Below are 24,474 nucleotides of genomic sequence, written 5' to 3'. Positions count from 1 at the left end.
TTCAATAAAAAATCCTTCACATAGAAGGATTTTTTTGTTGTAGTACCAAAACTAACTAGCATTTTAGTTATTTCTTATTGTAATATTTTTTGTATTTTGGATAAGTAACGGCACCAATTAAAGCAATTGTTCCCATTGAATAATAAATCCAGTTTAATGAATGAGCTTCACCACTAGCATAAGAATGCAAACCTACTAAATGGAAGTTTACTCCGTAATAGGTAAATAAAATAGAAATAAAAGCAAACATACTCATCAAATTGAAAACCCATTTCCCTCTAAGAGATGGTACAAAACGGGCGTGAATTACAAAAGCATACACCATAATACTGATTAAAGCCCAAGTTTCTTTTGGGTCCCAACCCCAATAACGTCCCCAGCTCTCATTAGCCCATTGTCCACCCAAAAAGTTTCCAATGGTCAACATAATCAATCCAATAGTTAAAGCCATTTCGTTGATATAGGTGATTTCCTGAATGTTCAAATCCATTTTGGTTTTATTCTTTTCGTTGGTAAAAAAGATCAATAACAACGAAACAAAACCAAGTATAAATCCTAATGCAAACGGTCCATAACTTGCTACAATCACAGCTACGTGAATCATTAACCAATAGGAGTTCAATACAGGTTGTAGATTAGCAATTTCCGGGTCAATCCAGTTCATATAAGCTGCCATCAAAATCATCGCTGTAACGAAGGCTGATGAAGCCACGGTTAATTTAGATTTTATATCGAAAGCCAAACCAAAGAACATCGTGGCCCAGGAAACATAAACAATCGACTCATAAGCATTACTCCAAGGCGCGTGACCCGAAATGTACCAGCGCGCAATAAGTCCAGCCGTATGTAAGGCAAATAATAATCCGATGATGATGTGCATTCCGTTTACCAAATAATTCAAGACTTTGCCCTCTTTGAATATTTTTAAAATGGTAAATAATAACATTAAAATGGCTGCTGTTAAATACCAATAGGGTAATTTTTGGAAAACATCATATTTATTATATAAAATTTCCATGTCTACCTTTTGGTCTGTAGGCATTACTTTAGCGCCAAATTTCTTTTGGAAACCGTGAATGCTTTCTAATAGTTCATCGGCATTTTTATAATCACCAGAAGTAGCAGCATTCGTCAATGAACCAAAATATAATGGGAGTACACTTTTAGTATAAGTAGAATCCATGCCTTTTAAACCTGATTTTTCTACTTCGTTCAGTGAAATCCATTTGTTGTTTGGATCGTTCGGAATTGGGAAAATCTTCAAAATAGTTCCGCTTAATGCCGATTCCATCAAATTCACTTTTTTATCCGTTTCAACAAAATCTTTTTCAAATTGATTTGGATTAGCAGCCTGATATGCGGCTTCTAAATAAGGCGATAATTTATAATTTCCTTCTCCGTCAAAAAAGGCAATAAAAGGCGCATATTTGGCTTTAGAATCAATCCCAATGATTTTACGGATACTGTCATTTCCGCTTTTAATATAAATCAAGGGAACCTCAATCCAAAGTTGGGCATACTGTGACATCGATAAGAATACTTGGTCGGAATTCAAACCTTTGTATTCGTTAGCATGGCTTACTTTTCGCAACAATTCTGACGAGAAAGTATTAATAGGTTTCATTCTTCCTCCCGCATCTTGAATAATCAATCTACCAAAACTAGCCGCATGTTTTTCGGAAACTTTGTATTTAGTAATCAAAGAATCTAATTGCTTTTCGGTAGGAGCAACTCTTGCGGGCATTTTTTCCGTTTTTGCAGATTCTGTAGTATGTGTGTGATTATGATTATGCGCTTGTTCTGTAGGTTCATGATTGTGGTCGTGACCTTCATGATCATGGTCGTGTTTCTGCGTTTGTGCAGAACCATTTAAGCTTAACAATAAAAGTAAAAAGGGAATCAATTTTTCTTTTTTCTCTTTTACTACGTCTAATTTGCGTTTTAAATCAGCAAAACGGGAGTGTTTGGTAAACATGATAGCCATTAACGAAAAGAACAAAATAAAATAACCCGCATAAGTAATGTAAGTCCCCCAAAAATCGTGGTTTACGGAAAGAACGGTTCCTTTTTCATCAGGATCAAAAGAAGATTGGAAAAAACGATAGCCTTTATGGTCTAAAACATGGTTCATATAAATACGGGCGTCAAATGGTTTTTCAGCCGAATCCTGAACCGTTACCTGACTTTCAAAAGAAGAATAACTTTTTTCTGTTCCAGGGTATTTTTGAGCAATGAAATCATTCAATTTGATTTTGAAAGGCAAAATGTACGCTTTACTTCCGAAAAATAGAGAATATTCGATGTTGCCAATTTTCACGGTTTTAGGTTCGCCTGTTTTTCCTTTTGAACCTAGTAGTGTTACTTCTTTTTGCTGTCCTTCGGCATTTACGGTAACTACCAGCGCATCTTCGTGGTTTTTAGCTTTAAAATCATTATTCGATTCATAATCAATTACTCCTCTAGTGGCAGGGTCAGGAAAAACAATTCGAATATCGCCAATGCTGTATAACGAACGCATCATCAAAGGTTGCACTTTGTCTTTGCTTACACTTCCTTGGAACTTATCAGCCATGCGCATAAAGTTTCCTTCAAATGGAGTTTGAATAGTATAGTCTTTTCCATCAAAATTAATATTGATAGCACCATCTGTAGGCTTATTTAAAGCAAAAAGTACATTGTGAATGTTTTGTACTTCGCCTTCTTTTAAGAAATGCTCTTCACGACCACCAGAACCGGCTTCGACTAATTTCATGTACAAAGTACCATTAGCATCAGGCTTAATATATTCCTTAGCGCCCATGATGAAATTTTTGTAATTCACCTTAAAAGGAGTATCGGCAAATTGTCCAGAAACCGAAAAATCATTATTGGTTACAGGCGAAAGTAGAATAGGTTTTTCATAAACACGACGTTTCATTTCGCCCTTGTATTCACCATCTACAAAAATGGTTAGAAAGGTCTTATCCGAATAAAATTGACTTTCTGTAGCGCCTTCGCGAATAGGCATCACCCCTTCAAAACTGATGTAACGCGTGATAAAAGCTCCTAAAAGAATCAGGATAAAAGCCAAATGGAGTAGAAGAGTAGCCCATTTTTCTTTTTTTAGTAATTGGTAACGCTTAATATTCCCGATGAAGTTAATCATAAAAAACACCATAATTCCCTCGAACCACCAAGTGTTATATACCCAAATACGGGCGGTATCGGTGTTGTATTTACTTTCGATGAAAGTTCCGGTTGCCATTGCGATTGCAAATGCCAGAAATAGAAAAGCCATTAAGCGAGTAGAAAATAAAAAAGCGACTATTTTTTTATCCATTTGTAAAGGGATTACATTTTTAAAAAGTGCCACAAAAGTACTCAAAAATGTTCAGTTCTTAAGCTGGGCAGTTGTTAATTTAATCCAAAATTAAGCAATGGAAATAGCCTTTTATAAACCACTAATGGTACAAATTGCTACTAAGTAATTAGTGGAAATTGGTGTGATCCTAAGTTATTGAAATTGGTATTATTTATTTGACCAATAATACTGCAATTAAAGCAATGATTGCAGGCAAGGCTTGGGTGAAAAATATTTTTTTACTAGCGCTGATGGCTCCAAAAACACCAGCAATAATGACACAGCTTAAAAAGAAAGTAGCAATGTTTTTTTGCCAAATAGTATCTGAAATAAAGTAAGTCCAAATCAATCCAGCAGCCAAAAAGCCGTTGTAAAGACCTTGATTTGCCGCTAAACCTTTGGTTGGAGTGAATAATTCTTCAGGCAAACTTTTAAATGTTCGTTTGCCAATGGTTTCCCAAGCAAACATTTCAAAATACAGAATATAAAGGTGTTCTAGAGCAACAAAGCCAATACCAATTTTTGATACGATTTCCATAAGTTTTATTTTGAAGTTAAGGCTTGAGTTATTTGTTTTTTTTCTCCATGGCTTTCAAACCCACAGGAATTTTCAAATCACCAGTATCATACATGTTGATGTATATGTCTAAGGTGTCTTTACTGCCAATTTCGGTTACTCGGTATCTGTCAAGCATACCGGTATTGTTAAAATAACCATTTGGTGTTTTAAAAGCACAGCAACTTCCCGCTCTAAAATACGTCATTTTTTTGTTGCCCGGACCAAATAAAGCATTCAAAAAGCGTCTTTCGTTAAGCGGGCCTTCATTGGTTTTTACACCGCCCACTTTAATAGGATTGGATTTATCATAGCCATAGGTTTTGTCGTCACTTTGCTCGGTAAGTAAGTAGGTGTAGTTGTCAATCAATTCGACTGTTTTGGTTCGGGTATCGCCTACACCTTTGTCTTCATTATCATTAGTGTTTGCTTTTTTCTTAGAGGAACAAGAAATGGCAATAATCAATAAAGGGATAAGTAGTTTTTTCATGGTTAGAATTTTTTTGTTACTATTTTGATTTTTTATCTTTTTAATGTAAAATGCCCCGAAAAAGTTTTACCGTTTTCTAAATTTACTTTAAACCAATAATCATCTGGCTGTAGTGCTTTGTCGTTAAAAATACCATCCCATCCTTGACTGTTTGGAGTCAACTGTTTTAACAACTTTCCATATCTGTCAAAAATTAATATTTTAGAATAGGGGTATTTATTTATTCCTTTAATTTGCCAATAATCATTGAATCCATCGTTGTTAGGAGTGAAAAATTTAGGATAATCAATAATTGTTATTTCTGATGAATCTTCTCCACAACCTTTTTTATCTCTTACAAAAACGGTAAAATTACCACCTAGTATATTTGAAAAATAATTACTGTCTTGGTAAATTTGACCATCAATTGAATATTCAAAATCTCCATCTCCCGAAGCTATTATTTCAATAAAATTAGTACCTAATTCACCATTTTTAATTTCTTGAATTTGTGGTAAGTTAGAACGGATTAAATTGAAATTGAATGAATTTTTACAGGATATTCCATTTCTAATTTCAGTTACAGTAAGTGTATATTTTCCTTCCTTAACCAAATTAGCTTCAAATGAATTTGATATGATAGTATTGTCTTCATGTTTCCATTCCCAAGAATCAAAATTTGGATTTGTTGTAAGGTATAATGAAGGTTCTAAATCACAGAGGAAATAATCATTTTCGAGATTAATGTTAGGTAATTCATTTACATTTAATTTAAATGATGTTTCAGAAAAACAAAGTGAATTGAATTGATTTTCAACTTTTACATTTATAGTTTGAGACCAGGCTGTTGTGTTCAGAAAATTTAAGGGTAAAGGATTTGGAATTCTGTTTCCAGTTTCATCAAAATAACTGATATTCAAACCAGTTTGATTACCAATAATTTGATTTTCTATATTTGAAGTATCAAAATGAGAATATCCATCACCTTCATCGCAGGAATATAAGTCTTGTGGTTGATTAATTGCAGGTTTTGATGATGTAGTTAAATTTAATAATGTCTCGGAATAGCAGTTAGTTGTTGGATTTGTAACTCTTACTGTAATTGTTTCCTGATTAGGAGTTGAATTGGTATAAGGATTAGGTAAAGGACTTGGCAGAGAATTACCGTTAGAATCAAAATAACTGATTTGCATTCCTGTTTGAGTTCCTAAAACTTCAGTTTCAATATTTGTAGTGTCGAAAAATTCAGAAATTCCGTCATTATTGTCATCACAACCTGTTAAGTTATTTAAAGTGTTTGCAATTGGTAATGGATTTACAATTAATTTAAAAGTTGTTTCGTTATTACAATTTGTATCGGTATTTTTTACCTTAACCGTAATAGTTTCTGCGTCTTTAATTGAATTTTGATATGAGCTTAATTCGGTTTCTGATATTTGCGTACCGTTTTCATGATAAAATTTAATTTCCAGATTAGTTTGATTTTCTAGGATGTCAGATTTTGTCTGATTAAGGTTAAAAGTTGAGAATCCATCATTGTTGTCATCACATACATTGATGTTGTTTAGCATTGAAATGTTAGGTAAAGGATTTACAATTAAACCAAATGAGGTTTCAGAGTAACAGCATAAGTTGTCTTTGTGTGAAACTCTTACCGTAATAGTTTCTCTGTTTTTTATTGTGTTTGTAAAAGGATTAGGAAGTGCGTTGTATTTGTTACCTTTCCCGTCAATAAAAGTAACAACTTTGTCTGTTTGTCCGCCCAGGACTTGTTGGCTAATGGTAGATGTATTAAACGAATTCGAAAAACCAGAATTGAAACTATTTTCACAAGCATAAATATTGTCAATTCCATATGCTTTTGGAGGTTCTTTTACATCAATAGTTTCACTTAAATTTTCAATTGTACCATCTTTAGCCGTAACTTTAGCTGTAATAGTATAAGTACCATCAGCTGAAAAATCATGATATGGAGATAAATCCGTGGAAGTATTGCTAATACCGGAAGCAGGGTCGCCAAAATCCCAGACTACCGAGGCTATTTTTGTTTCGTCATCAATACTGAATTCTTTCAAAAAATCAGAGCAATTATTAGTGTAATTCATTTCAAAATGATTAGAAACATTGTTCACGTTTCCAGTTACGTTTATATAAAAATTGGCGTCAGGTACTCCGAAGTCTGCCGTAGAAATATATTCGTCATTTGGAATTCCAGCCTTAATAGCGCAACCTTTAAACCAAGAAATTCCATTGTCTTGTGTTGAACCTGCTATGAAGGCAGTTTGAGCTCCTCCTCCTAACACAGAGTTACTACCTTTTTGAACTTCAACTAGTATTTTTTCTACACCTGCAGGTATGATAATTGGAGTGTTAAAATCTATTTGAATTATTTGTGACTCAGAATCTATGGCTGGAGGAATATCTTTAATTTGACTACTGCCAATTAAATCTGTTTCAGAAAAGGAAGCAGGGAAATTATTATCTATTTTATAGATGTTAAAACTAGCAGTTGCTCCCCATGATGTATTGTTAACCCCAACTTGGCCAGAAGTTATTACATATTCTTCATTAGCTGATATGCCAAAATCTTTTAAGTTAAAATCTCTAGCCCAATAATGTGTTTCTCCATAGCAACTATGTATGCCGGTTCTTAATAAATCATCACATATGTTATGGGATAATCTGGCTACAGTCCCCGAACTTTTTACATTGGACACCTTTCCAGTTACAGTAATATAAAAATTAGCATTTGGAACAGGAATGTCTAATTCTGTAGTAGGAGTGAATTGGTAATATTTTCGATCAGCTTGGTACCATGATATAGCTGTATCTTCTTCTGTACCTGCTATTATTAATTCAGTTGAATTAGGATTATAAATATCTGTGTTTTTTCCGAATACAACCAAAATCCTTTCGGTATTTGCAGGAACAATAATGGGTAAATCAAAGTTGATTTTAATAATTTCAGGTGTATCATTAATTAATGGGGTGTTTATGAGTTGGCTATTTCCTAATGGTATTATACGTGAGTTTGGGAAATTTGCATCAATGCTATAAACTGTAAAACTACATCTTGTTGTGTTATTTGATTTACTAATACCAACCTGACCAGAATTTATAATTAATTGTTCGTTAGGAGTTATACCAAAATCAGATAGTTTGAAAATTTTACCCCATGATTCATTGTAAGTATAAGGTGTCATACCTGAATCTTTTATATTATTTCCAATATTACTAGTCAATGTAATTTGAGCATTTACAAATTGAAAAAGCAGAAAGAATGTAAATAAAACTATTTTTTTTAGCATAGTTAGAATGTCAAATGTCGATTTTTTTTTTTTTTTTGATTATAACGATTATTAAATCGCTATTTCAAATATATTAAAATATTCTTACAAAATATATTGTAGAAATAAATGTTTTAAACGATAAAACCCTGTTAGCCTTTTAAACTCTGACAGGGTTACCGATAGTTATACTATTAAAAAAGAAAAAATCACTCCACAATAATCCCATGCTTGTAAAGCAGTCCTTTTAAACCTTCGAGAGCGAATTTTGCTTTTTTCAATTGGGTTTTGGCAGGGTCGATGGTGTAGTTGTAGCTGCTGCTAAAATCGACTTTATTAGCGATGGCTTTTTCAAATTCGGAGCGGTACAAATCGCAGTTGTAGAATTGGGCTCCGGTTAAGTTAGTAGCCATGAAATCGACCGCAATCAAACTGGAATTGTTAAAAGTAATGCCCTTGAGTTTTAAGGCGTAAAATTTAGAAAAATCTAATACGCAGTGATTAAAGTGCATTTCGAAAATGAGTTTGTTACTCATGGCAAAATTGACTTCCTTGATTTGGCAATGGTTAAAATGAACGGTTCTAAAAGCCGTATGATTGATTTTTGAATTGTCAAAAATACAGTTGTTGAACTCGCAATGAATAAAAATAACGCCTATAAAATTGCACTCAGAAAAATTACAATTCGTAAAAGTACAGGATTCAAATTCTTTTAGGTTGAGACTCTCCAGGCCATAGTGGATGTTGTTGTAGTGCTGGTCGAAGAAATACTCGGTCATTTATAGGAGTTATGGATTGTGAATTATGAGTTAGAAGAAAGAGAAAAGAAAATAGAATTCAGACTACAGACTGCAGGATCCTAAAATTCTGCAATCTGCTCTCTGTTTTCTAAAATCTTCAAATAGTTCTCGATACATTTTTTGTTCCGTTTCACTGCACAAAAAACACTTGAACTGACGTTACTTAGTATGCTGTATTCTAAAAACCGTCAACTGTCAACTGTCAATCATCAACTAAAAAAACTATTCCTCTTCCTTTTGTCCCATCATCATCAGATAGGCTTTCAGGAATTCGTCAATTTCGCCGTTCATAACGCTGTCGACATTGCTGGTTTCATAACCGGTACGAACGTCTTTGACTAATTTATAAGGTTGCATCACGTAATTACGGATTTGAGAACCCCATTCAATTTTCATTTTTCCTGCTTCAATATCAGCACGTTGCGCTTGTTTCTTTTTCAATTCGATTTCGTACAACTGCGAACGAAGCATTTGCATAGCGCGCTGTCTATTGTCCTGCTGTGAACGCGTTTCCGAACATTGAATCTGAATTCCTGTTGGCTTGTGGTACAATTGTACTTTAGTCTCTACCTTGTTTACGTTTTGTCCTCCAGCACCACTTGAGCGTGAAGTAGTAATTTCGATATCGGCAGGATTAATGTCGATTTCGATACTATCATCTACCAAAGGATAAACATAAACAGAAGCAAATGAAGTGTGTCGTTTGGCATTACTGTCAAATGGAGAAATACGCACCAAACGGTGTACACCATTTTCTCCTTTTAAATAACCAAAAGAATAATCACCTTCAAATTCCAAAGTCACGGTTTTAATTCCCGCTACATCGCCTTCCTGATAATTCAGTTCTTTGATTTTGAAACCGTATTTTTCGCCCCACATCATGTACATACGCATTAACATCGAAGCCCAGTCGCAACTTTCAGTTCCACCAGCTCCGGCTGTAATTTGTAATACGGCACTTAGGCTGTCTCCTTCATCCGAAAGCATGTTTTTGAATTCGATGCCTTCAATATGCTTTTCGGTAAGTGCGTATTGTTCGTCAAGTTCTTCAGCGGAAAGTTCGCCTTCTTTGTAAAATTCGTAAGCTAGCTGTAATTCGTCGTTAAGAGCAACGGCTTTGTCGTAGTCTTCAATCCATTTTTTTTTGTTTCGAAGGTTCTTTACAATAAGTTCGGCTTCCTTAGCGTTGTTCCAAAAATCTGGAGCAAAGGTTTTCTCTTCTTCGTTAGCAATTTCGATAAGTTTAGCATCAACGTCAAAGATACCTCCTCAACGCACCAAGGCGTTCTACAATACCTTTAATTTGTTCGGTAGTTGTCATAAATTATGTAATTTTGTGGCACAAAAATAGTAAAAAATAAGTAGGACTGAAGCCAATTAAGTCTTTATAAAAAATATAATAATGCAAATAAATTTAGTAAGTGATACCGTAACAAAACCGTCCTACGAAATGTTACAATATATGTTCAATGCTGATGTGGGTGACGATGTGTACAAGGAAGATCCCACAGTAAATGAACTTGAAGACCGGGTAGCCGCTATTTTTGGCATGGAAGCCGGCTTGTTTTTTCCATCAGGAACGATGGCTAATCAAACGGCTGTTAAATTGCATACTCAACCTGGCGATCAATTAATTGCTGATAAATTTGCTCATATTTTTCATTTTGAAGCAGGAGGTGTTTCCTTTAATAGCGGTGTTTCTTGCCGATTGATAGAAGGTAAGAGAGGAATGATTACAGCGGAGCAAGTTTCAGCGCAAATTAATGATCCGGATTTTTTTCATAGCCCAAAAACCTCATTGGTTTGTTTAGAGAATACAACCAATTTAGGAGGAGGAGCCTGTTATGAAATGGAAGAGTTGGAAAAGATAAAAGCGGTTTGCGATGAGCATGGCTTAAAATTACACCTAGATGGAGCACGCATTTGGAATGCTTTGGTTGCTAAAAGACAAAATCCAAAAGATTTCGGAAAATTATTTGATACCATTTCGGTTTGTTTTTCAAAAGGATTAGGCGCTCCAGTTGGTTCCGTTTTATTAGGGAATAAAGAAACGATTAAGCGCGCATTGCGAATCAGAAAGGTTTTAGGAGGAGCTATGCGACAATCCGGTTATTTAGCTGCTGGAGCATTGTACGCCCTAGAAAATAACATCAAATTATTAACAGAGGATCACAGACGCGCCAAAGAATTAGCCAATGTGTTAAAGAAAAAAGAATGGGTAGCGACTGTTGAGCCAGTAGAAACGAATATCTTGATTTTTTCCTTGATTCCAGAATATAGTGATGCCGTTTTTATCGAAAAATTGAAACAGAAAAACATCTCTATCAATGCTATCGGAAATCGAAAATTACGTATGGTGACCCACTTGGATTATCGAGAAGTAATGCATACTTATGTGTTAGAGACTTTGGCGAAAATGTAGATTGAAGTTAGAGGTTGGAAGTTAGAAGTTAGAAGTTAGAAGTTGGAAGTTGGAAGTTTTTTGCTTCACATAAACTTCCAACTTCTAACTTCTTGCATCCCTCTTATTTAAACAAATTGTCCATCCCTGGAATCATTGGCATATCCATTTTGGCAACAGCATCTAGTTCGGCTTCATTCACTTTTGTTGCTTTTTCAATGGCTTTGTTCAAGACTAAAATCATATAGTCTTCTAGTTGCTCTTTGTCTTCTAATAATTCATCAGCGATTGAGATCGATTTTATAGTTCTGTTTGCTGTGATTGTTACTTTCAATAGTCCGTCAGTGCTTTGTTCGTCAACAAGAACGGTATCTAAACGTTTTTTAGTTGCTTCAATTTTGTTTTGGGTTTCTTTTAATTTACCCATCATTCCCATTAAATCCATTTTTGTTTTTTTAAAATTAGTCTACGAAATTAGTATTTTTACAAAGATAACAATGTTAAAATTGATGAAAAAGAAGTTCGTATTACTTACTGTTTCGCCTACTTTTGCATCAGCTAGTATATAAATGTTGAGAATTACTAAATGATAGAAAAATTACAACCGCCTGTTGCTAAAATCATACCTACCGAATTAGAGAAATTTGGAGATCTTAGAATCGATAATTATTTTTGGTTAAATGACCGCGAAAATCCTGAAGTCATTGAATACCTTAACCAAGAAAATGAGTATTATCAAAAAATGACTGCTCATACAAAGGATTTCCAAGCTAAATTATTTGAAGAAATGAAAGCCAGAATCAAGGAACAGGACGAATCAGTTCCTTATTTGTACAATGGCTATTATTATATTACCCGCTATGAAACGGGAAAAAATTATCCAATTTATTCCCGAAAAAAAGGTAGTCTTTCGGCAGCCGAAGAAATTCTTTTTGACTGTAATGTTTTGGCAGAAGGACAATCCTACTTCAAGTTAGGAGCTATGAGTATTAGTCCGGATAATAAGTTGGCTCTTTTTAGTACAGATGTGATAGGGAGAAGAATTTATACGATTCAGATCAAGAATTTAGAAACCAATGAGATTTTGGTAGATAAAATTGAAAAAGTTACCGGTTCGGCAGTTTGGGCTAACGATAATAAAACTATTTTTTACTCGAAACAAGATGAGGTTACTTTGCGCTCCGATTCTATTTTTAAACACAAACTTGGAACGAAACAAGAAGAGGATGTCTTAGTTTATTTTGAAAAAGACGACACTTTTAGCGTAGATATTGCCAAATCAAAATCGCGTAAATATCTGGCTATCGAATCAGGAAGTACATTGACTACTGAATATCGTATTTTGAATGCAGATAATCCAGATGGGAAATTCAAGATTTTTCAAAAACGAAAAAGAGGAGTAGAGTACAGCATCAATCATTATAAAGACAGTTTTTATATTCTGACAAATAAAGATAAGGCCGAAAATTTCAAATTAATGAAAACCCCTGAGGAGGCTACTTCAGTAGAAAATTGGGTAGAAATTATTGGACATCGTGAAGATGTTTTGCTAGAAGATATTGAAATTTTTGCCAATTATTTGGTACTTGAAGAAAGAACAGGAGGTTTAAATAAAATCCGAATAATGTCTTGGGATGGTAAGGAAGAATATTATTTGCCTTTTGGCAGTGAAACCTATACGGCTTATACTTCTACAAACGTTGATTTTGATACGGAAATTTTGCGTTATAGTTACCAGTCAATGGCAACGCCTTCTTCGATTATTGATTTTAATATGCGTACCAAAGAAAAGGAGGTTAAAAAAGAACAAGAAGTTTTAGGTGGTACTTTTGATAAAAATAATTACATAGAAGAACGTGTTTGGGCTACTGCCAAAGACGGTACTAAAGTGCCTATTTCGATGGTGTATCGCAAAGAAATAGAGAAAAACGGAAAAAATCCGCTGTTGTTATATGCTTATGGATCCTATGGACATTCTATGGATGCCTATTTTTCTTCTACACGTTTGTCATTGTTAGATAGAGGTTTTATTTATGCAATAGCGCATATTCGTGGTGGAGAAGATTTAGGTAGACACTGGTATGAAGATGGAAAATTGCTTCATAAGAAAAATACATTCACGGATTTTATGGATTGTTCCAAGTATTTGATTGAATGTAACTATACTTCGCCAGCTCATTTCTATGCCGAAGGAGGTTCGGCTGGAGGATTGCTGATGGGGGTAATTATCAACGAAGCACCAGAGTTGTACAATGGAGTAATCGCTCAAGTGCCATTTGTAGATGTTATGACTACAATGCTTGACGAAAGTATACCATTGACAACTGGAGAATACGACGAATGGGGAAATCCAAATGTTAAAAAATATTATCAGTACATGAGATTGTATTCGCCATACGATAATATTAAAAAACAGCGTTATCCAAATATGTATGTTTCAACTGGCTTGCATGATTCACAAGTACAGTATTGGGAACCAGCAAAATGGGTTGCTAAGCTAAGAACATTTAAAAATGACGATACTGTTTTGTTCTTGGATACGAACATGGATGCAGGTCATGGTGGGGCTTCAGGAAGGTTTGAAGCACTCAAAGAATTAGCAAAAGAATTTAGTTTTTTACTAGATTTGGAAAAAATTGAAAACTAATTAGTTTTTTTTTGTTAAATTTGCTGCGTATCCAGGTTAAATAAAACTTAATCTTGATTAACTATTTTTTTATGAAAGAAGAAATAAATGCTTATAATAATGTTTTAGAACTGATAGGTAATACACCTCTTATCAAGATAAACAAAGTCACCGAACATTTAGAAGGTAATTTCTATGCTAAGGTAGAAGCTTTTAATCCGGGACATTCCTCTAAAGATAGGATTGCTTTATACATTATTGAAGAAGCAGAAAAAAAAGGCATTTTATCTCCTGGGGACACCATTATCGAAACAACTTCTGGTAATACAGGATTTAGTTTAGCCATGGTGAGTATTATCAAAGGGTATAATTGCATTTTAGCCGTAAGTTCTAAATCATCAAAAGATAAAATAGACATGCTTCGAAGCATGGGAGCTAAAGTATATGTTTGTCCTGCTCACGTTTCGGCAGATGATGAGCGTTCTTACTACAGTGTTGCTAAAAGATTGCACGAAGAAACAAAAGGATCTGTTTATATTAATCAATATTTTAACGAGTTAAATATTGATGCACATTACAACTCGACTGGTCCTGAAATTTGGAAACAAACCAATGGTAAAATTACTCATCTTGTAGCCTGTAGTGGAACGGGAGGAACAATCTCAGGGACTGCTAAATATTTGAAAGAACAAAATCCAAATATTAAAATTTTAGGTGTTGATGCTTTCGGATCGGTATTGAAAAAATACCATGAAACCAGAGAATTTGATGCAAAAGAAATTTATCCATACCGCATTGAAGGTCTAGGTAAAAATTTAATTCCATCTGCTACTGATTTTGATGTAATCGACAAGTTTATGAAAGTTACAGATGAAGAAAGTGCACACTCGGCGAGAGAAATTACAAGAAAAGAAGGTTTGTTTGTAGGTTATACTTCAGGAGCCGTTTTACAAGCAATTAAACAATATGCAGAAGAAGGTGAGTTTGATGAAAACAGTAATGTGATTGCCATTTTTCCAGATCATGGGTCACGTTATATGAGTAAAGTATTCAGTGACGACTGGATGAATGAACAAGGATTCTTTGATAGTATCAATGAAGAAGAAGTACAAAAAATTGAAATGATTAAATAGATTTTTTTCTATTTTCGATTATACTAAACTCCAGAGCAATCTGGAGTTTTTTTTGTTTAAGAGGTAATTCTTTATAATAGTTTAATGTGAATGTTTGTACTAAATTTAAAAGTAGTATTTTAGTTAGTTATTAACCAACCAAATAAACAATGAATATGTTGAAATTAACCTATTACCTTAGCTTTATTTTGATGACTTTTACGGTGCTTCAGGGCCAAAGTACAAATGAGGAACAAGCTTTAATTCATGTTGATTTAAAGAAGGAGATTGCTCCGATGACCCCCGTTTGGGCATGGTTTGGTTATGATGAACCGAATTATACTTACATGAAAGACGGTAAAAAGCTGCTTAGCGAAATTGCAGTTTTGAGTCCAGTTCCTGTATATGTACGTACCCATAGTTTATTAGTGACCGGTGATGGTGAAGCAGCATTAAAATGGGGTTCAACTAATGCTTATACAGAAGATGCTAATGGGAATCCAATTTATAACTGGAAAATTGTAGATAGTATTTTTGATACTTATGTAAAAAGAGGAATGAAACCTTTGGCACAAATAGGCTTTATGCCCGAAGCATTGTCTACTAATCCTAGTCCGTACAGACATTATTGGAAACCAGGTGATCCGTATACTGATATTATAACAGGTTGGGCTTATCCACCTAAAGATTATGATAAATGGCGTAATCTTGTTCATGAATGGGTTAAACATTCGGTGGAGCGATATGGGAAAAAGGAAGTGGAAAGTTGGTATTGGGAAGTTTGGAACGAACCAAATGGCCACTATTGGAAAGGTACAAGGGAGGAATTTTTTAAGATGTATGATTATGCTGCCGATGGTCTTAAGAAAGCTCTGCCTACTGCAAAAATTGGAGGAATTAATATTGCAGGTACGAGAGGGAAAGATGCTCAGGAATGGACGAATGATTTTATTAAACATTGTATAAGTGGTACCAATTATGCCACAGGAAAAATCGGTTCGCCTATGGAGGCAATTCTTTTTCATGCTAAAGGCAGTCCGAAATTAGTAGATGGTGCTGTTCGAATGAATATGGCGCCACAATTAAACGATATAGAAACAGGTTTTAAGCTTGCTATGTCGTATCCAGAAACAAAAAATCTTCCCATCATAATTGGTGAATCTGATCCTGAAGGTTGTGCAGCCTGCGGTATGGCTACAAATCCAGAGAATGCCTATCGAAACGGTACCATGTATTCTAGTTACACAGCGGCATCCTTTGCGCGTAAATATATATTGGCAGATCAGACAAAGGCGAATTTTCTAGGAGCGGTTTCTTGGTCTTTTGAGTTTGAAAATCAGCCCTGGTTTTATGGTTTTAGAGATTTGGCTACAAATGGAGTGGATAAACCTGTATTAAATGTTTTCAGAATGTTTGGTATAATGTCAGGCAAACGATTAGCAGTTAAAAGTAATCGGATGTATCCAATAGAAGAAGTACTTAAATCAAGTATTCGCGGCACTCAGTCAGATATTGGAGCATTGGCAACAAAGGATTTAAAGTCTGCGGCAGTTATGGTATGGAATTATCATGATGATGATAAATCTGGACCTATTGAAACGGTAAGTATAACTATCGAAAATATTCCAGCCCAAAAAGCCAGAATGGAGATTTTTTTAATAGACCAAAATCACTCTAATTCCTATGAAGTTTGGAAAAAAATGGGGTCGCCACAAAATCCAACAGCAGAACAAATTGCAGTTCTTGAAAAGTCAGCAAAATTAGCTTCTATTTCAAATACTAATGTAGTAATTAAATCAGGGAGTTTAAAAGTGCCTATTGCTTTAAAAAGACAAGCTGTGGCATTAATTAAATTGGATTGGAAATAAATATCGAAATAGCGATAATGCGGTTAATATTAGTTTTGTTCTTTGTTAATACTTTTGAAATTGAAAATAAATAATAAGCTGATTTTTTATATAGTGCTTTTGCTATGTAGTTCTGTTTTTGGTCAGATAAAAAAAGATACCGTTTCTTTATCAGAATTAGTAGTAACAAACGTTCCTATAGAAAAATCGATACAACATTCTGCTGCTGCTGTTTCAGTGCTAACCGAAAAAGAAATTAATCAATCTGATGGGGTGATTTTGACCTCTGTATTAAATAAAATTCCTGGTGTTTTTATGCAGCAAGGAACTTTAAATACGAATCGAATTGTTATCAGGGGTATTGGGGCTAGAACACAATATGGGACTAGTAAAATTAAGGCGTATTTTGAAGGGATTCCACTTTCTAGTACTGATGGTGAGACGGTTTTGGAAGATATTGATTTGACTGCTTTAGGAGGAGTAGAAATAATTAAAGGGCCTAATGCAACTAGTTTTGGATCTGGTTTAGGAGGTGTGATCAGTTTGAAAGCTAAATTAGTAGAAGCAAATACTTTTGTTGGAAAATCAGGAACAACATTTGGGAGTTTTGGTTTGAATAAACAATCGTTGTCGACTGAATTTAATGATTCAAGAAACACATTTTTTGCCAATTATACTAATTTACATCAAGACGGATATAGGGCTAATAGTAATTACGATAGACAATCATTAAATCTATTTGGTAAACTATTACTTTCTAAAAGAAGTTCGCTAGCTTTATATACCATCGCCACTCGTTTAAACGCGTTTATTCCAAGTTCGATAAGTGAAACGGCATTTCATACTAATCCTAAATCGGCTGCTTCAACTTGGCTAGCTGCTAAGGGGTTTGAATCCTATGATAAGTTGCAATTTGGTCTCGGATTTGATCATCAATTTTCATCCCATTGGTCGTTGAATACAACTGTTTTTTCTATTTATAAGAATGCATACGAAGCAAGACCTTTTGATATAATAACTGATAAAACGAATAGGATAGGATTTCGTTCTAAAGTAAATCATAAAACTTCATTGTTTTCTTTACCAACTGTTTTTAGCATTGGTACCGAATTTTTAACCGAAGATTATTCCTTTTCATTGTACAAGAATTTGTATCAATCTTTTCCAGGAAAAGGTAGCGTGCAAGGAAATCAGTTTAGTGAAATGGAACAAAATAGAGGATATTGGAATGTTTTTTTTCAAATGGAAACCAAACTGGCAAGGAGTTTAAATTTAGAATCTGGATTGGCTTATAATACCACTTATTACAGTCAGCAAGATGTTTTTTTAGATGCAAAAAAGGACAAAGAGAAGTTTACATTTGGATCCGTTTGGTCGCCTAGATTGGCTTTGTCGTACAGTATTGATGCTACAAAAAATATCTATATTTCTTTTAGTAAAGGTTTTTCAATTCCCACAGTTGCTGAGTCTTTAACGGCTAATGGAACAATTAACACCAACTTAAAATCGGAAAAAGGAGCCAATTATGAAATCGGTTTTAAGGCTAATTTCTTTGATAAGCAGCTGTATACCGAAATTATATATTACCATACTCCAATTACTGATTTATTAGTAGCACGTCGCATTGCAGAAGATCAGTATATTGGGATTAATGCAGGAAAGAGTACGCATCAAGGAGTTGAGTTTTTAGTCAATTACAGCCTAATTATTGATTCGAATATTCGATTAAATCCTTATTTGTCTGGAACAATCAATCAATTTAAGTTTACAGATTTTGTTGATAGTGGGGTGGATTATTCGGGCAATTATTTGCCTGCTGTTCCTAATTCGCAATTTAATTTTGGTTTTGATTTGCAAACGGCTTCCGCCTTCCATTTTGTTGCCTCTTATCAATGGACAGATAAAATGTTTTTGAATGATGCCAATACTAAAAAAATGAATTCCTATCAACTTTTAGATATTAAGGCAAGCTATTTTTTGTCGATACTAAAAAATCTAAAAATGGATTGGGAACTAGGAGTTCAAAACCTATTAAATGAAAAGTATGCTTCAAGTATTTTGCCTAATGCAGTAGGTTTTGGAAGTGCGCCTCCTAGGTATTATTATCCTGGGAATCCAATTAATTTATATGGAGGTTTTAAATTTATTTATCGTTTTGGAAAAACCTAACGCGCTATTTTGCTTTTGTATTCTTTGGGGGTATTTCCAGTGTTTTTTTTGAATAATTTGTTGAAGTTTGAGACCGTTTTGTAACCGCATTCATAAGCAATTTCCGAAACGCTCATGTCTGATTCTATCAGGTGTTTGCAAGCATTAGAAATGCGGATTTCATTCAAATATTCTACAAAATTTTTTTTCGTTTTTGTTTTAAACATTCGACAAAAAGAAGTGGGTGTAAGGTTAGCTATTTTAGCTACTTCATCCAGTGATACTTCTTTCTTGTAATTGTCTTTGATGTATTGAAAAACATCAGAGAGACGGTCTTTTTTGAAAGTATCATTAGTTGGACTATACGCTTCGATGTTTATAATTTGGTAGTCTGAGCTTTCAGAGATAAGGGATAGGATTTCGAATAAACCGATGATGATTTCAAAATCTTTTTTAGTTACCAAAATTTCTAATTTTTCGGCAATTATATTTTTGGTTTTTCCTGTAATTACTAGGCCTTTTTTTGCTTTTTCAAAGAGAGAATTGATTTTTTTTGCCTCTTTCATTTCGTAGAATACAGGTCCGAAAATATCTTTGTTAAAATAGCTAACAATCGACTTGGCTTTTAATTGATTGATGTCGTGGTAATATATTTCATCATTTAGCCATACATGCGGTATATCTGAACCTAATAAAACCATGTCGCCAGCTTCAAAAGGATTTACAGAATTTCCAATAATACGTTTCCCAAAACTTTCTTTGATATAAACCAATTCTATTTCGGGATGCGCATGGAAAGGAGCTTGAAAAAAAGGCTCTTCTCTGGCTTGTACAGAAATTGCGCTGTTGATGTAAGCTGATATTTTGGTTTTCTCTAATTTCATCAGTGGGCAAAGATAAATAATAATTAATTAAGGATAAAATTGAATTATTTTTTAGGCAATTCACACTGTACCTTTATTTTTTCATATTTTAGTAATTTTCAAGCTCTTATTTATTGAAAATAGGGGTGCTTTGGTATGGATTTCCGTTTTTTTATTTTTCTATTTTGGTAATTTTGAAGCATTTGGATAGGAATTATGATTCAAAATTGTCATTTAGGTCTAGTAATGTTAATTTTTAATACAATTATATAATGTTCTCATTAAACGAAAAGAAAGCAATCATAACTGGTGGTGGAAGTGGAATTGGAAAAGCAATTTCTGTTTTATTTGCAAAGCACGGAGCTGAGGTTCATATTTTAGAATTAACTACCGAAAGTGCACAATCAACGGTAGATGAAATTACTGCTCAGGGAGGTAAGGTTTTTGCTCATGCTTGTAATGTGGCTAATCATGATGAGGTAGTAGCTACTTTCGAAAAAATAGGTAATATCCATATTTTAGTTAATAATGCTGGGATAGCTCATGTAGGTAAGGTAGATACGACTCCAGAAGCTGATTTTGATAGAATTATGGCTGTAAATGTAAAAGGAGTTTATAATTGTTTGTTCGCTTCTATTCCGCAGTTCCGTAAATCGGGTGGAGGAGCAATTGTTAACTTAGCTTCAATTGCCTCGTGGGTAGGAATTCCAGACCGTTTTGCATACTCAACTGCTAAAGGAGCTGTCATGTCTATGACTTTATCTGTGGCCAAAGATTATATCAACGAGAATATTCGTTGTAATTCAATTTCGCCTGCTCGTGTACATACTCCGTTTGTAGATGGATTTATTGCTAAAAATTATCCAGGAAATGAGGCGGAAATTTTTGATAAATTATCCAAATCGCAACCTATAGGGCGCATGGGTAAACCAGAAGAAATTGCAACATTAGCTTTGTTTTTAGCAAGTGATGAAGCGGGATTTATTACCGGTTCGGATTATCCAATTGATGGAGGTTTTATTAAATTGAATAATTAGACAGAAGAAAATACTTATTGTAAAAGTTGAATAGATTTAAACAAAAATAAATAGCATGAAATTAATACGTTTTGGTGAAGCTGGAAAAGAGAAACCAGGAATTTTAGTTGGAGAAAAAAGATATGATGTTTCTTCAATTGTAACGGATTATAACGAGTCATTTTTTGAAAATAATGGTTTAGAGCAGTTAAAAGCAGCAATTGATAATGGAACTTCTTTTCCAGAAGTTTCAAATGATGTTCGTTTAGGTTCGCCAGTTGCACGCCCTTCAAAAATTATTTGTATCGGTTTGAATTATGTGGATCACTGCCACGAAACAGGTGCTCCAATCCCAACAGAGCCTATCATTTTCTTTAAATCAACAACCTCATTGTGTGGACCAAATGATAATTTGGTTATCCCAAAAGGAAGTGAAAAAACCGACTGGGAAGTGGAATTGGCTTTTGTAGTAGGTAAAAAAGCAAGTTATGTTGAAGAAGCGGAAGCTTTAGATTATGTTGGGGGTTATGCTTTGTTGAATGATTATAGTGAGAGAGCGTTCCAAATAGAAATGGGTGGGCAATGGGCTAAAGGAAAAGGATGTGATACTTTTGCACCTCTAGGACCAGTTTTGGCAACTCAGGACGAAATTGTTGATGTGAACAATCTTAAAATGTGGTTGACTGTAAATGGTAAAACATTTCAAAACAGTAACACTTCTAATTTAGTATTTAAGATTCCGTTTTTAGTACATTATTTAAGTCAGTTTATGACTTTGCTTCCTGGAGATATCATTAGTACAGGAACACCTCCAGGTGTAGGTTTAGGAATTAAACCAGATCCAATTTATGTAAAAGCAGGTGATGTTATCGAATTAGGAATCGAAGGGTTAGGTTCAAGTAAACAAGTTGCTGTAGCCTACTCAAAATAAGTTCATAGAATTTTCACTTGTTAAGCTTATAAAAAAACCTCCAATTGATTTTGGAGGTTTTTTTATGTTTAAGCAGTTGGTTTATAAGTTGTTTGTTGTTGTGTGAATTATGTATTAGGATTATCTAAATAATGCTTTTGTGTTTAAATTATCCATGTATTAGCATGATTAATCCATGTTTGAGTTAAGTCTAGCGGTTACTTTTGCGAATATGCATTGTAAAAGCGTGTTATTTTTTTGTTATTGAAAATTTATATTCATTTTATTTTAACTAATAACAAAAAATCTCTTTTTAGTTTGCGTACTATTAAATGTGAGTTATCTGATAAACTATTATAAACCAACCAAAATTATGAATCCTTTACAAACCGCCGATTACATTGTTTTTCTAATTTATTTCGTGATAGTTGCCTCTTACGGGATGTATATTTATAAAAGTAAAAAAAATGCTGTAACCAGTTCTAATGATTATTTTTTAGCAGAAGGTTCGCTTACTTGGTGGGCTATTGGAGCGTCGTTAATCGCTTCTAATATTTCTGCTGAACATTTTATTGGGATGAGTGGTTCTGGTTTTGCGCTTGGATTAGCAATTTCTTCTTATGAATGGATGTCGGCTGCAACTTTAATTATTGTAGCTGTTTTTATTCTTCCTGTTTATTTGAAAAACAAGATTTTTACCATGCCGCAATTTTTGGCTAAAAGGTATAATGATACTGTAAGTGCTATTATGGCGGTTATTTGGTTGTTGATTTATATTTTTGTAAATCTTACCTCTATTATTTATTTAGGAGCTTTAGCCATTTCTTCAATAGCTCCAGTAAGTTTTGAGTTTTGTGTAATTGCCTTGAGTTTGTTCTCAATTATAGTGACGCTTGGAGGAATGAAAGTAATTGGGTATACTGATATGTTCCAAGTTATTGTGTTGATTTTGGGAGGTTTAGTGACTACTTATTTGGCTTTGACCCTGCTTTCGGAACAGTTTGGTTACGGAAAAGATATTTTTAAAGGTTTGGCTGTCATAGCTGATAAAGCCCCAGGGCATTTGCAAATGATTTTTGATAAATCAAATCCTCATTATACAGAATTACCAGGAATGTCTGTAATTATAGGAGGAATGCTAATTAATAACTTGGCTTATTGGGGTTGTAATCAATATATTGTTCAACGTGCTCTTGGAGCCGATTTGAAAACAGCTCGTAAAGGAATTTTGTTTGCTGCATTCTTAAAATTATTAGTTCCAGTTATCGCTGTTTTACCTGGAATTGCAATGTATGTAATGCATCAAAATGGGATGTTTCAAACAGAGATGTTAGATGCTTCTGGTGTTTTGAAACCAGACCGTGCGTATCCTACTTTGATGAATTTATTGCCAGCTGGATTAAAAGGGATTGCATTGGCTGCTCTTACTGCTGCAATTGTAGCTTCTTTAGCAGGAAAAGCTAATAGTATTTCAACCATTTTTTCGTTAGATATTTATAGAAAATATTTTGATAAATCATCTTCTGAAAAGAAATTAGTTAGAGTAGGTCGTTTAACGGTTGTTGTTGCTATGTTTATTGGTGCGCTTGTGGCGCCTTCTTTGAAAAGTTTGGATCAAGCCTATCAATTTATCCAAGAATATGTAGGTTTCTTTTCACCAGGTGTACTTGCCATTTTTATGTTGGGTATGTTTTGGAAAAAAACCACAGCAAATGCAGGATTAGCTGGGGCCTTATTAACGGTGCCAATTGCAACTGTATTGAAGTTTTTGCCAATGTGGACCGATGGTTCTTTTCCAGATTTCCCTTTCTTGGATAGAATGACTATTACTTTTGTGATTATTGTTTTAGTAATGGTGTTGATAAGTTTGTTGAAACCTGAACCTATCGTATTGCATGAGCAGCATAAAATTGAAGTTGATAAAACAATGTTTAAAGTTTCCTCTGAATTTATAATTGGTTCTTTTATAATCTGTAGTATATTAGTTGCTTTGTATACCGTTTTTTGGTAGGTTTTTATTTTAATCTTATTTTTTACCGATTTGATAAAAGTAATTTATCTTACCAATTTGGATGCTATCTATTATGATTAAACTTTTTTCATAAACAATATTGGATTATAAAAACACTGTTAATGAATAAGAAAAATAAATTAAAAGCTGTTTGCTTTGGAGAAGTTTTGTGGGATTTATTTCCTTCATATAAAACATTAGGGGGAGCTCCGTTAAATGTAGCCTTACGATTGAAATCTTTTGGAGCTGAAGTTACGATGATTAGTTCGGTGGGGAATGATGAAAATGGTAGAGAAATACTTAATCAACTTAGTAATTTTAGATTAGATACAAGTACAGTTAGTGTTTCTGAAGAATATCCAACAGGTTTAGTAAATGTGACTTTAGATCAATTTGGTTCTGCAAGTTATGAAATAGCATATCCATCTGCTTGGGATAAAATTGTTTTAACTAAGGAGGCTAATCATTTTGTCTCAAATGCCGATGTGTTAATCTTTGGAAGTTTAGCGTGTAGGGATTTGGTTTCTAGGCAAGTCCTTATGGGTTTGTTAAACAATAAAGTCTATAAAGTTTTTGATGTTAATCTAAGGAAACCTCATTACAGTTATTCAGTATTGGAACAATTAATGAATGCAGCTCATTTTATAAAGTTTAACGATGAGGAGTTGTTAGAAATTGCCTCCCAATTACACTCTCCGTATAAAGATGTAAAAGATAATATTCATTATATTTCTGAAAAAACAGCTACTCAAGCTATATGTGTTACCAGAGGTAAGCATGGTGCTTATTTACTTTGGGAGGGTCGAATCTATGAAAATGGGGGTTATCCAGTAGAGGTTTCAGATACAGTAGGGGCAGGAGATTCTTTTTTGGCAACCTTACTGTTTTTATTGTTAACGATCGAAATGCCTCAAAAAGCAATTGATTATGCTTGTGCTGTTGGAGCTTTGGTTGCTGCAGCTCCGGGTGCTAATCCGGAAATCTCATTTTTAGATATTGAGCATTTAATTCAATCGTAACAATTTTAATAATATTTTCGATTTTTTTTTACATTATTTTTTTTGTTAATTTAAATTATAGTCTTTTAT

General features: G+C 33.9%; 16 protein-coding genes and 1 pseudogene. 9 read left to right on the top strand and 8 right to left on the bottom strand.

The window, feature by feature from the left end:
- Window positions 1–67: 67 nt before the first annotated feature.
- The 6 genes from ccsA to prfB form a co-directional block, all read right to left on the bottom strand.
- Window positions 68–3,319: a cytochrome c biogenesis protein CcsA gene (ccsA, locus tag ACFPTQ_RS12075; protein WP_379777785.1), complete on the bottom strand. Its 3,252-nt coding sequence runs from the start codon at window positions 3,317–3,319 to the stop codon at window positions 68–70.
- Between the two features lie 193 nt (window positions 3,320–3,512).
- A complete protein-coding gene (locus ACFPTQ_RS12070) occupies window positions 3,513–3,878 on the bottom strand; it encodes a DUF1304 domain-containing protein (RefSeq protein ID WP_379777784.1) in 366 nt (121 codons plus the stop codon).
- Window positions 3,879–3,906: 28 nt separating this feature from the next.
- Window positions 3,907–4,386 (bottom strand): 2-dehydro-3-deoxyphosphooctonate aldolase, encoded by a 480-nt coding sequence (locus ACFPTQ_RS12065; protein ID WP_379777783.1) that lies wholly within the window; start codon window positions 4,384–4,386, stop codon window positions 3,907–3,909.
- A 32-nt stretch (window positions 4,387–4,418) separates the two neighbouring features.
- A complete protein-coding gene (locus ACFPTQ_RS12060; protein WP_379777782.1) occupies window positions 4,419–7,673 on the bottom strand; it encodes a T9SS type B sorting domain-containing protein in 3,255 nt (1,084 codons plus the stop codon).
- A gap of 188 nt (window positions 7,674–7,861) precedes the next feature.
- Window positions 7,862–8,431, bottom strand: coding sequence for a pentapeptide repeat-containing protein (locus ACFPTQ_RS12055; RefSeq protein WP_379777781.1), 570 nt, complete (start codon window positions 8,429–8,431; stop codon window positions 7,862–7,864).
- Window positions 8,432–8,674: 243 nt separating this feature from the next.
- Window positions 8,675–9,773, bottom strand: a protein-coding gene (gene prfB, locus ACFPTQ_RS12050; RefSeq protein ID WP_379777780.1) for a peptide chain release factor 2 whose coding sequence is annotated in 2 segments (ribosomal slippage) — window positions 8,675–9,709 and window positions 9,711–9,773 — 1,098 coding nt in all. Because the reading frame shifts where the segments join, the coding sequence is not laid out codon by codon here.
- Window positions 9,774–9,854: 81 nt separating this feature from the next.
- On the opposite strand from prfB, the gene ACFPTQ_RS12045 reads away from it, so the two are divergent.
- Entirely contained in the window at window positions 9,855–10,874 is a 1,020-nt protein-coding gene (locus tag ACFPTQ_RS12045) for a threonine aldolase family protein (RefSeq protein ID WP_379777779.1), read from the top strand.
- Between the two features lie 103 nt (window positions 10,875–10,977).
- Here the strand turns inward: ACFPTQ_RS12045 and ACFPTQ_RS12040 are convergent.
- Window positions 10,978–11,301: pseudogene (locus ACFPTQ_RS12040) on the bottom strand (YbaB/EbfC family nucleoid-associated protein); the annotation flags it as partial.
- A gap of 138 nt (window positions 11,302–11,439) precedes the next feature.
- Between ACFPTQ_RS12040 and ACFPTQ_RS12035 the strand changes: the two are divergent.
- The 4 genes from ACFPTQ_RS12035 to ACFPTQ_RS12020 all read left to right on the top strand — a co-directional run bounded on the left by ACFPTQ_RS12035 (window position 11,440) and on the right by ACFPTQ_RS12020 (window position 18,607).
- Window positions 11,440–13,500, top strand: coding sequence for a S9 family peptidase (locus ACFPTQ_RS12035; protein WP_379777778.1), 2,061 nt, complete (start codon window positions 11,440–11,442; stop codon window positions 13,498–13,500).
- 71 nt (window positions 13,501–13,571) lie between these two features.
- The gene (locus ACFPTQ_RS12030; RefSeq protein WP_278035939.1) at window positions 13,572–14,612 is read left to right on the top strand and encodes a PLP-dependent cysteine synthase family protein; all 1,041 of its coding nucleotides are present in this window, start codon (window positions 13,572–13,574) and stop codon (window positions 14,610–14,612) included.
- A gap of 155 nt (window positions 14,613–14,767) precedes the next feature.
- A complete protein-coding gene (locus ACFPTQ_RS12025) occupies window positions 14,768–16,459 on the top strand; it encodes a GH39 family glycosyl hydrolase (protein WP_379777777.1) in 1,692 nt (563 codons plus the stop codon).
- A gap of 60 nt (window positions 16,460–16,519) precedes the next feature.
- Entirely contained in the window at window positions 16,520–18,607 is a 2,088-nt protein-coding gene (locus ACFPTQ_RS12020; RefSeq protein ID WP_379777776.1) for a TonB-dependent receptor family protein, read from the top strand.
- On the opposite strand, the gene ACFPTQ_RS12015 is transcribed toward ACFPTQ_RS12020, so the two are convergent.
- Window positions 18,604–19,470 carry an AraC family transcriptional regulator gene (locus ACFPTQ_RS12015; protein WP_379777775.1) on the bottom strand — a complete coding sequence of 289 codons (867 nt, stop codon included), beginning with the start codon at window positions 19,468–19,470 and terminating at the stop codon, window positions 18,604–18,606. The two genes, ACFPTQ_RS12020 and ACFPTQ_RS12015, sit on opposite strands and share 4 nt — an antisense overlap.
- 251 nt (window positions 19,471–19,721) lie before the next feature.
- Here ACFPTQ_RS12015 and ACFPTQ_RS12010 point away from each other — a divergent pair, with 251 nt between their 5' ends.
- From ACFPTQ_RS12010 to ACFPTQ_RS11995, 4 genes are all read left to right on the top strand, one after another.
- Window positions 19,722–20,486 carry an SDR family NAD(P)-dependent oxidoreductase gene (locus tag ACFPTQ_RS12010; RefSeq protein ID WP_379777774.1) on the top strand — a complete coding sequence of 255 codons (765 nt, stop codon included), beginning with the start codon at window positions 19,722–19,724 and terminating at the stop codon, window positions 20,484–20,486.
- 55 nt (window positions 20,487–20,541) lie between these two features.
- Window positions 20,542–21,396, top strand: a complete 855-nt coding sequence (locus ACFPTQ_RS12005) for a fumarylacetoacetate hydrolase family protein (protein ID WP_379777773.1) — start codon at window positions 20,542–20,544, stop codon at window positions 21,394–21,396.
- Between the two features lie 352 nt (window positions 21,397–21,748).
- Window positions 21,749–23,386 carry a sodium:solute symporter family transporter gene (locus ACFPTQ_RS12000; RefSeq protein ID WP_379777772.1) on the top strand — a complete coding sequence of 546 codons (1,638 nt, stop codon included), beginning with the start codon at window positions 21,749–21,751 and terminating at the stop codon, window positions 23,384–23,386.
- A 122-nt stretch (window positions 23,387–23,508) separates the two neighbouring features.
- On the top strand, window positions 23,509–24,405 hold the full coding sequence (locus tag ACFPTQ_RS11995; protein WP_379777771.1) for a carbohydrate kinase family protein: 897 nt from the start codon (window positions 23,509–23,511) through the stop codon (window positions 24,403–24,405).
- Window positions 24,406–24,474: the final 69 nt, after the last annotated feature.

The organism is Flavobacterium sp. GCM10022190 (assembly GCF_042656445.1).
Lineage (GTDB): Bacteria > Bacteroidota > Bacteroidia > Flavobacteriales > Flavobacteriaceae > Flavobacterium > Flavobacterium nitratireducens.
The sequence above is the reverse complement of the archived record's forward strand: the minus strand, read 5'-3'. Positions and strand labels throughout refer to the sequence as shown.

Coding starts and splice junctions, on each gene's coding strand:
- ccsA (WP_379777785.1), bottom strand. CDS start 3,319: ATGGATAAAAAAATAGTCGCTTTTTTATTTTCTACTCGCTTAATGGCT.
- ACFPTQ_RS12070 (WP_379777784.1), bottom strand. CDS start 3,878: ATGGAAATCGTATCAAAAATTGGTATTGGCTTTGTTGCTCTAGAACAC.
- ACFPTQ_RS12065 (WP_379777783.1), bottom strand. CDS start 4,386: ATGAAAAAACTACTTATCCCTTTATTGATTATTGCCATTTCTTGTTCC.
- ACFPTQ_RS12060 (WP_379777782.1), bottom strand. CDS start 7,673: ATGCTAAAAAAAATAGTTTTATTTACATTCTTTCTGCTTTTTCAATTT.
- ACFPTQ_RS12055 (WP_379777781.1), bottom strand. CDS start 8,431: ATGACCGAGTATTTCTTCGACCAGCACTACAACAACATCCACTATGGC.
- ACFPTQ_RS12045 (WP_379777779.1), top strand. CDS start 9,855: ATGCAAATAAATTTAGTAAGTGATACCGTAACAAAACCGTCCTACGAA.
- ACFPTQ_RS12035 (WP_379777778.1), top strand. CDS start 11,440: ATGATAGAAAAATTACAACCGCCTGTTGCTAAAATCATACCTACCGAA.
- ACFPTQ_RS12030 (WP_278035939.1), top strand. CDS start 13,572: ATGAAAGAAGAAATAAATGCTTATAATAATGTTTTAGAACTGATAGGT.
- ACFPTQ_RS12025 (WP_379777777.1), top strand. CDS start 14,768: ATGTTGAAATTAACCTATTACCTTAGCTTTATTTTGATGACTTTTACG.
- ACFPTQ_RS12015 (WP_379777775.1), bottom strand. CDS start 19,470: ATGAAATTAGAGAAAACCAAAATATCAGCTTACATCAACAGCGCAATT.
- ACFPTQ_RS12010 (WP_379777774.1), top strand. CDS start 19,722: ATGTTCTCATTAAACGAAAAGAAAGCAATCATAACTGGTGGTGGAAGT.
- ACFPTQ_RS12005 (WP_379777773.1), top strand. CDS start 20,542: ATGAAATTAATACGTTTTGGTGAAGCTGGAAAAGAGAAACCAGGAATT.
- ACFPTQ_RS12000 (WP_379777772.1), top strand. CDS start 21,749: ATGAATCCTTTACAAACCGCCGATTACATTGTTTTTCTAATTTATTTC.
- ACFPTQ_RS11995 (WP_379777771.1), top strand. CDS start 23,509: ATGAATAAGAAAAATAAATTAAAAGCTGTTTGCTTTGGAGAAGTTTTG.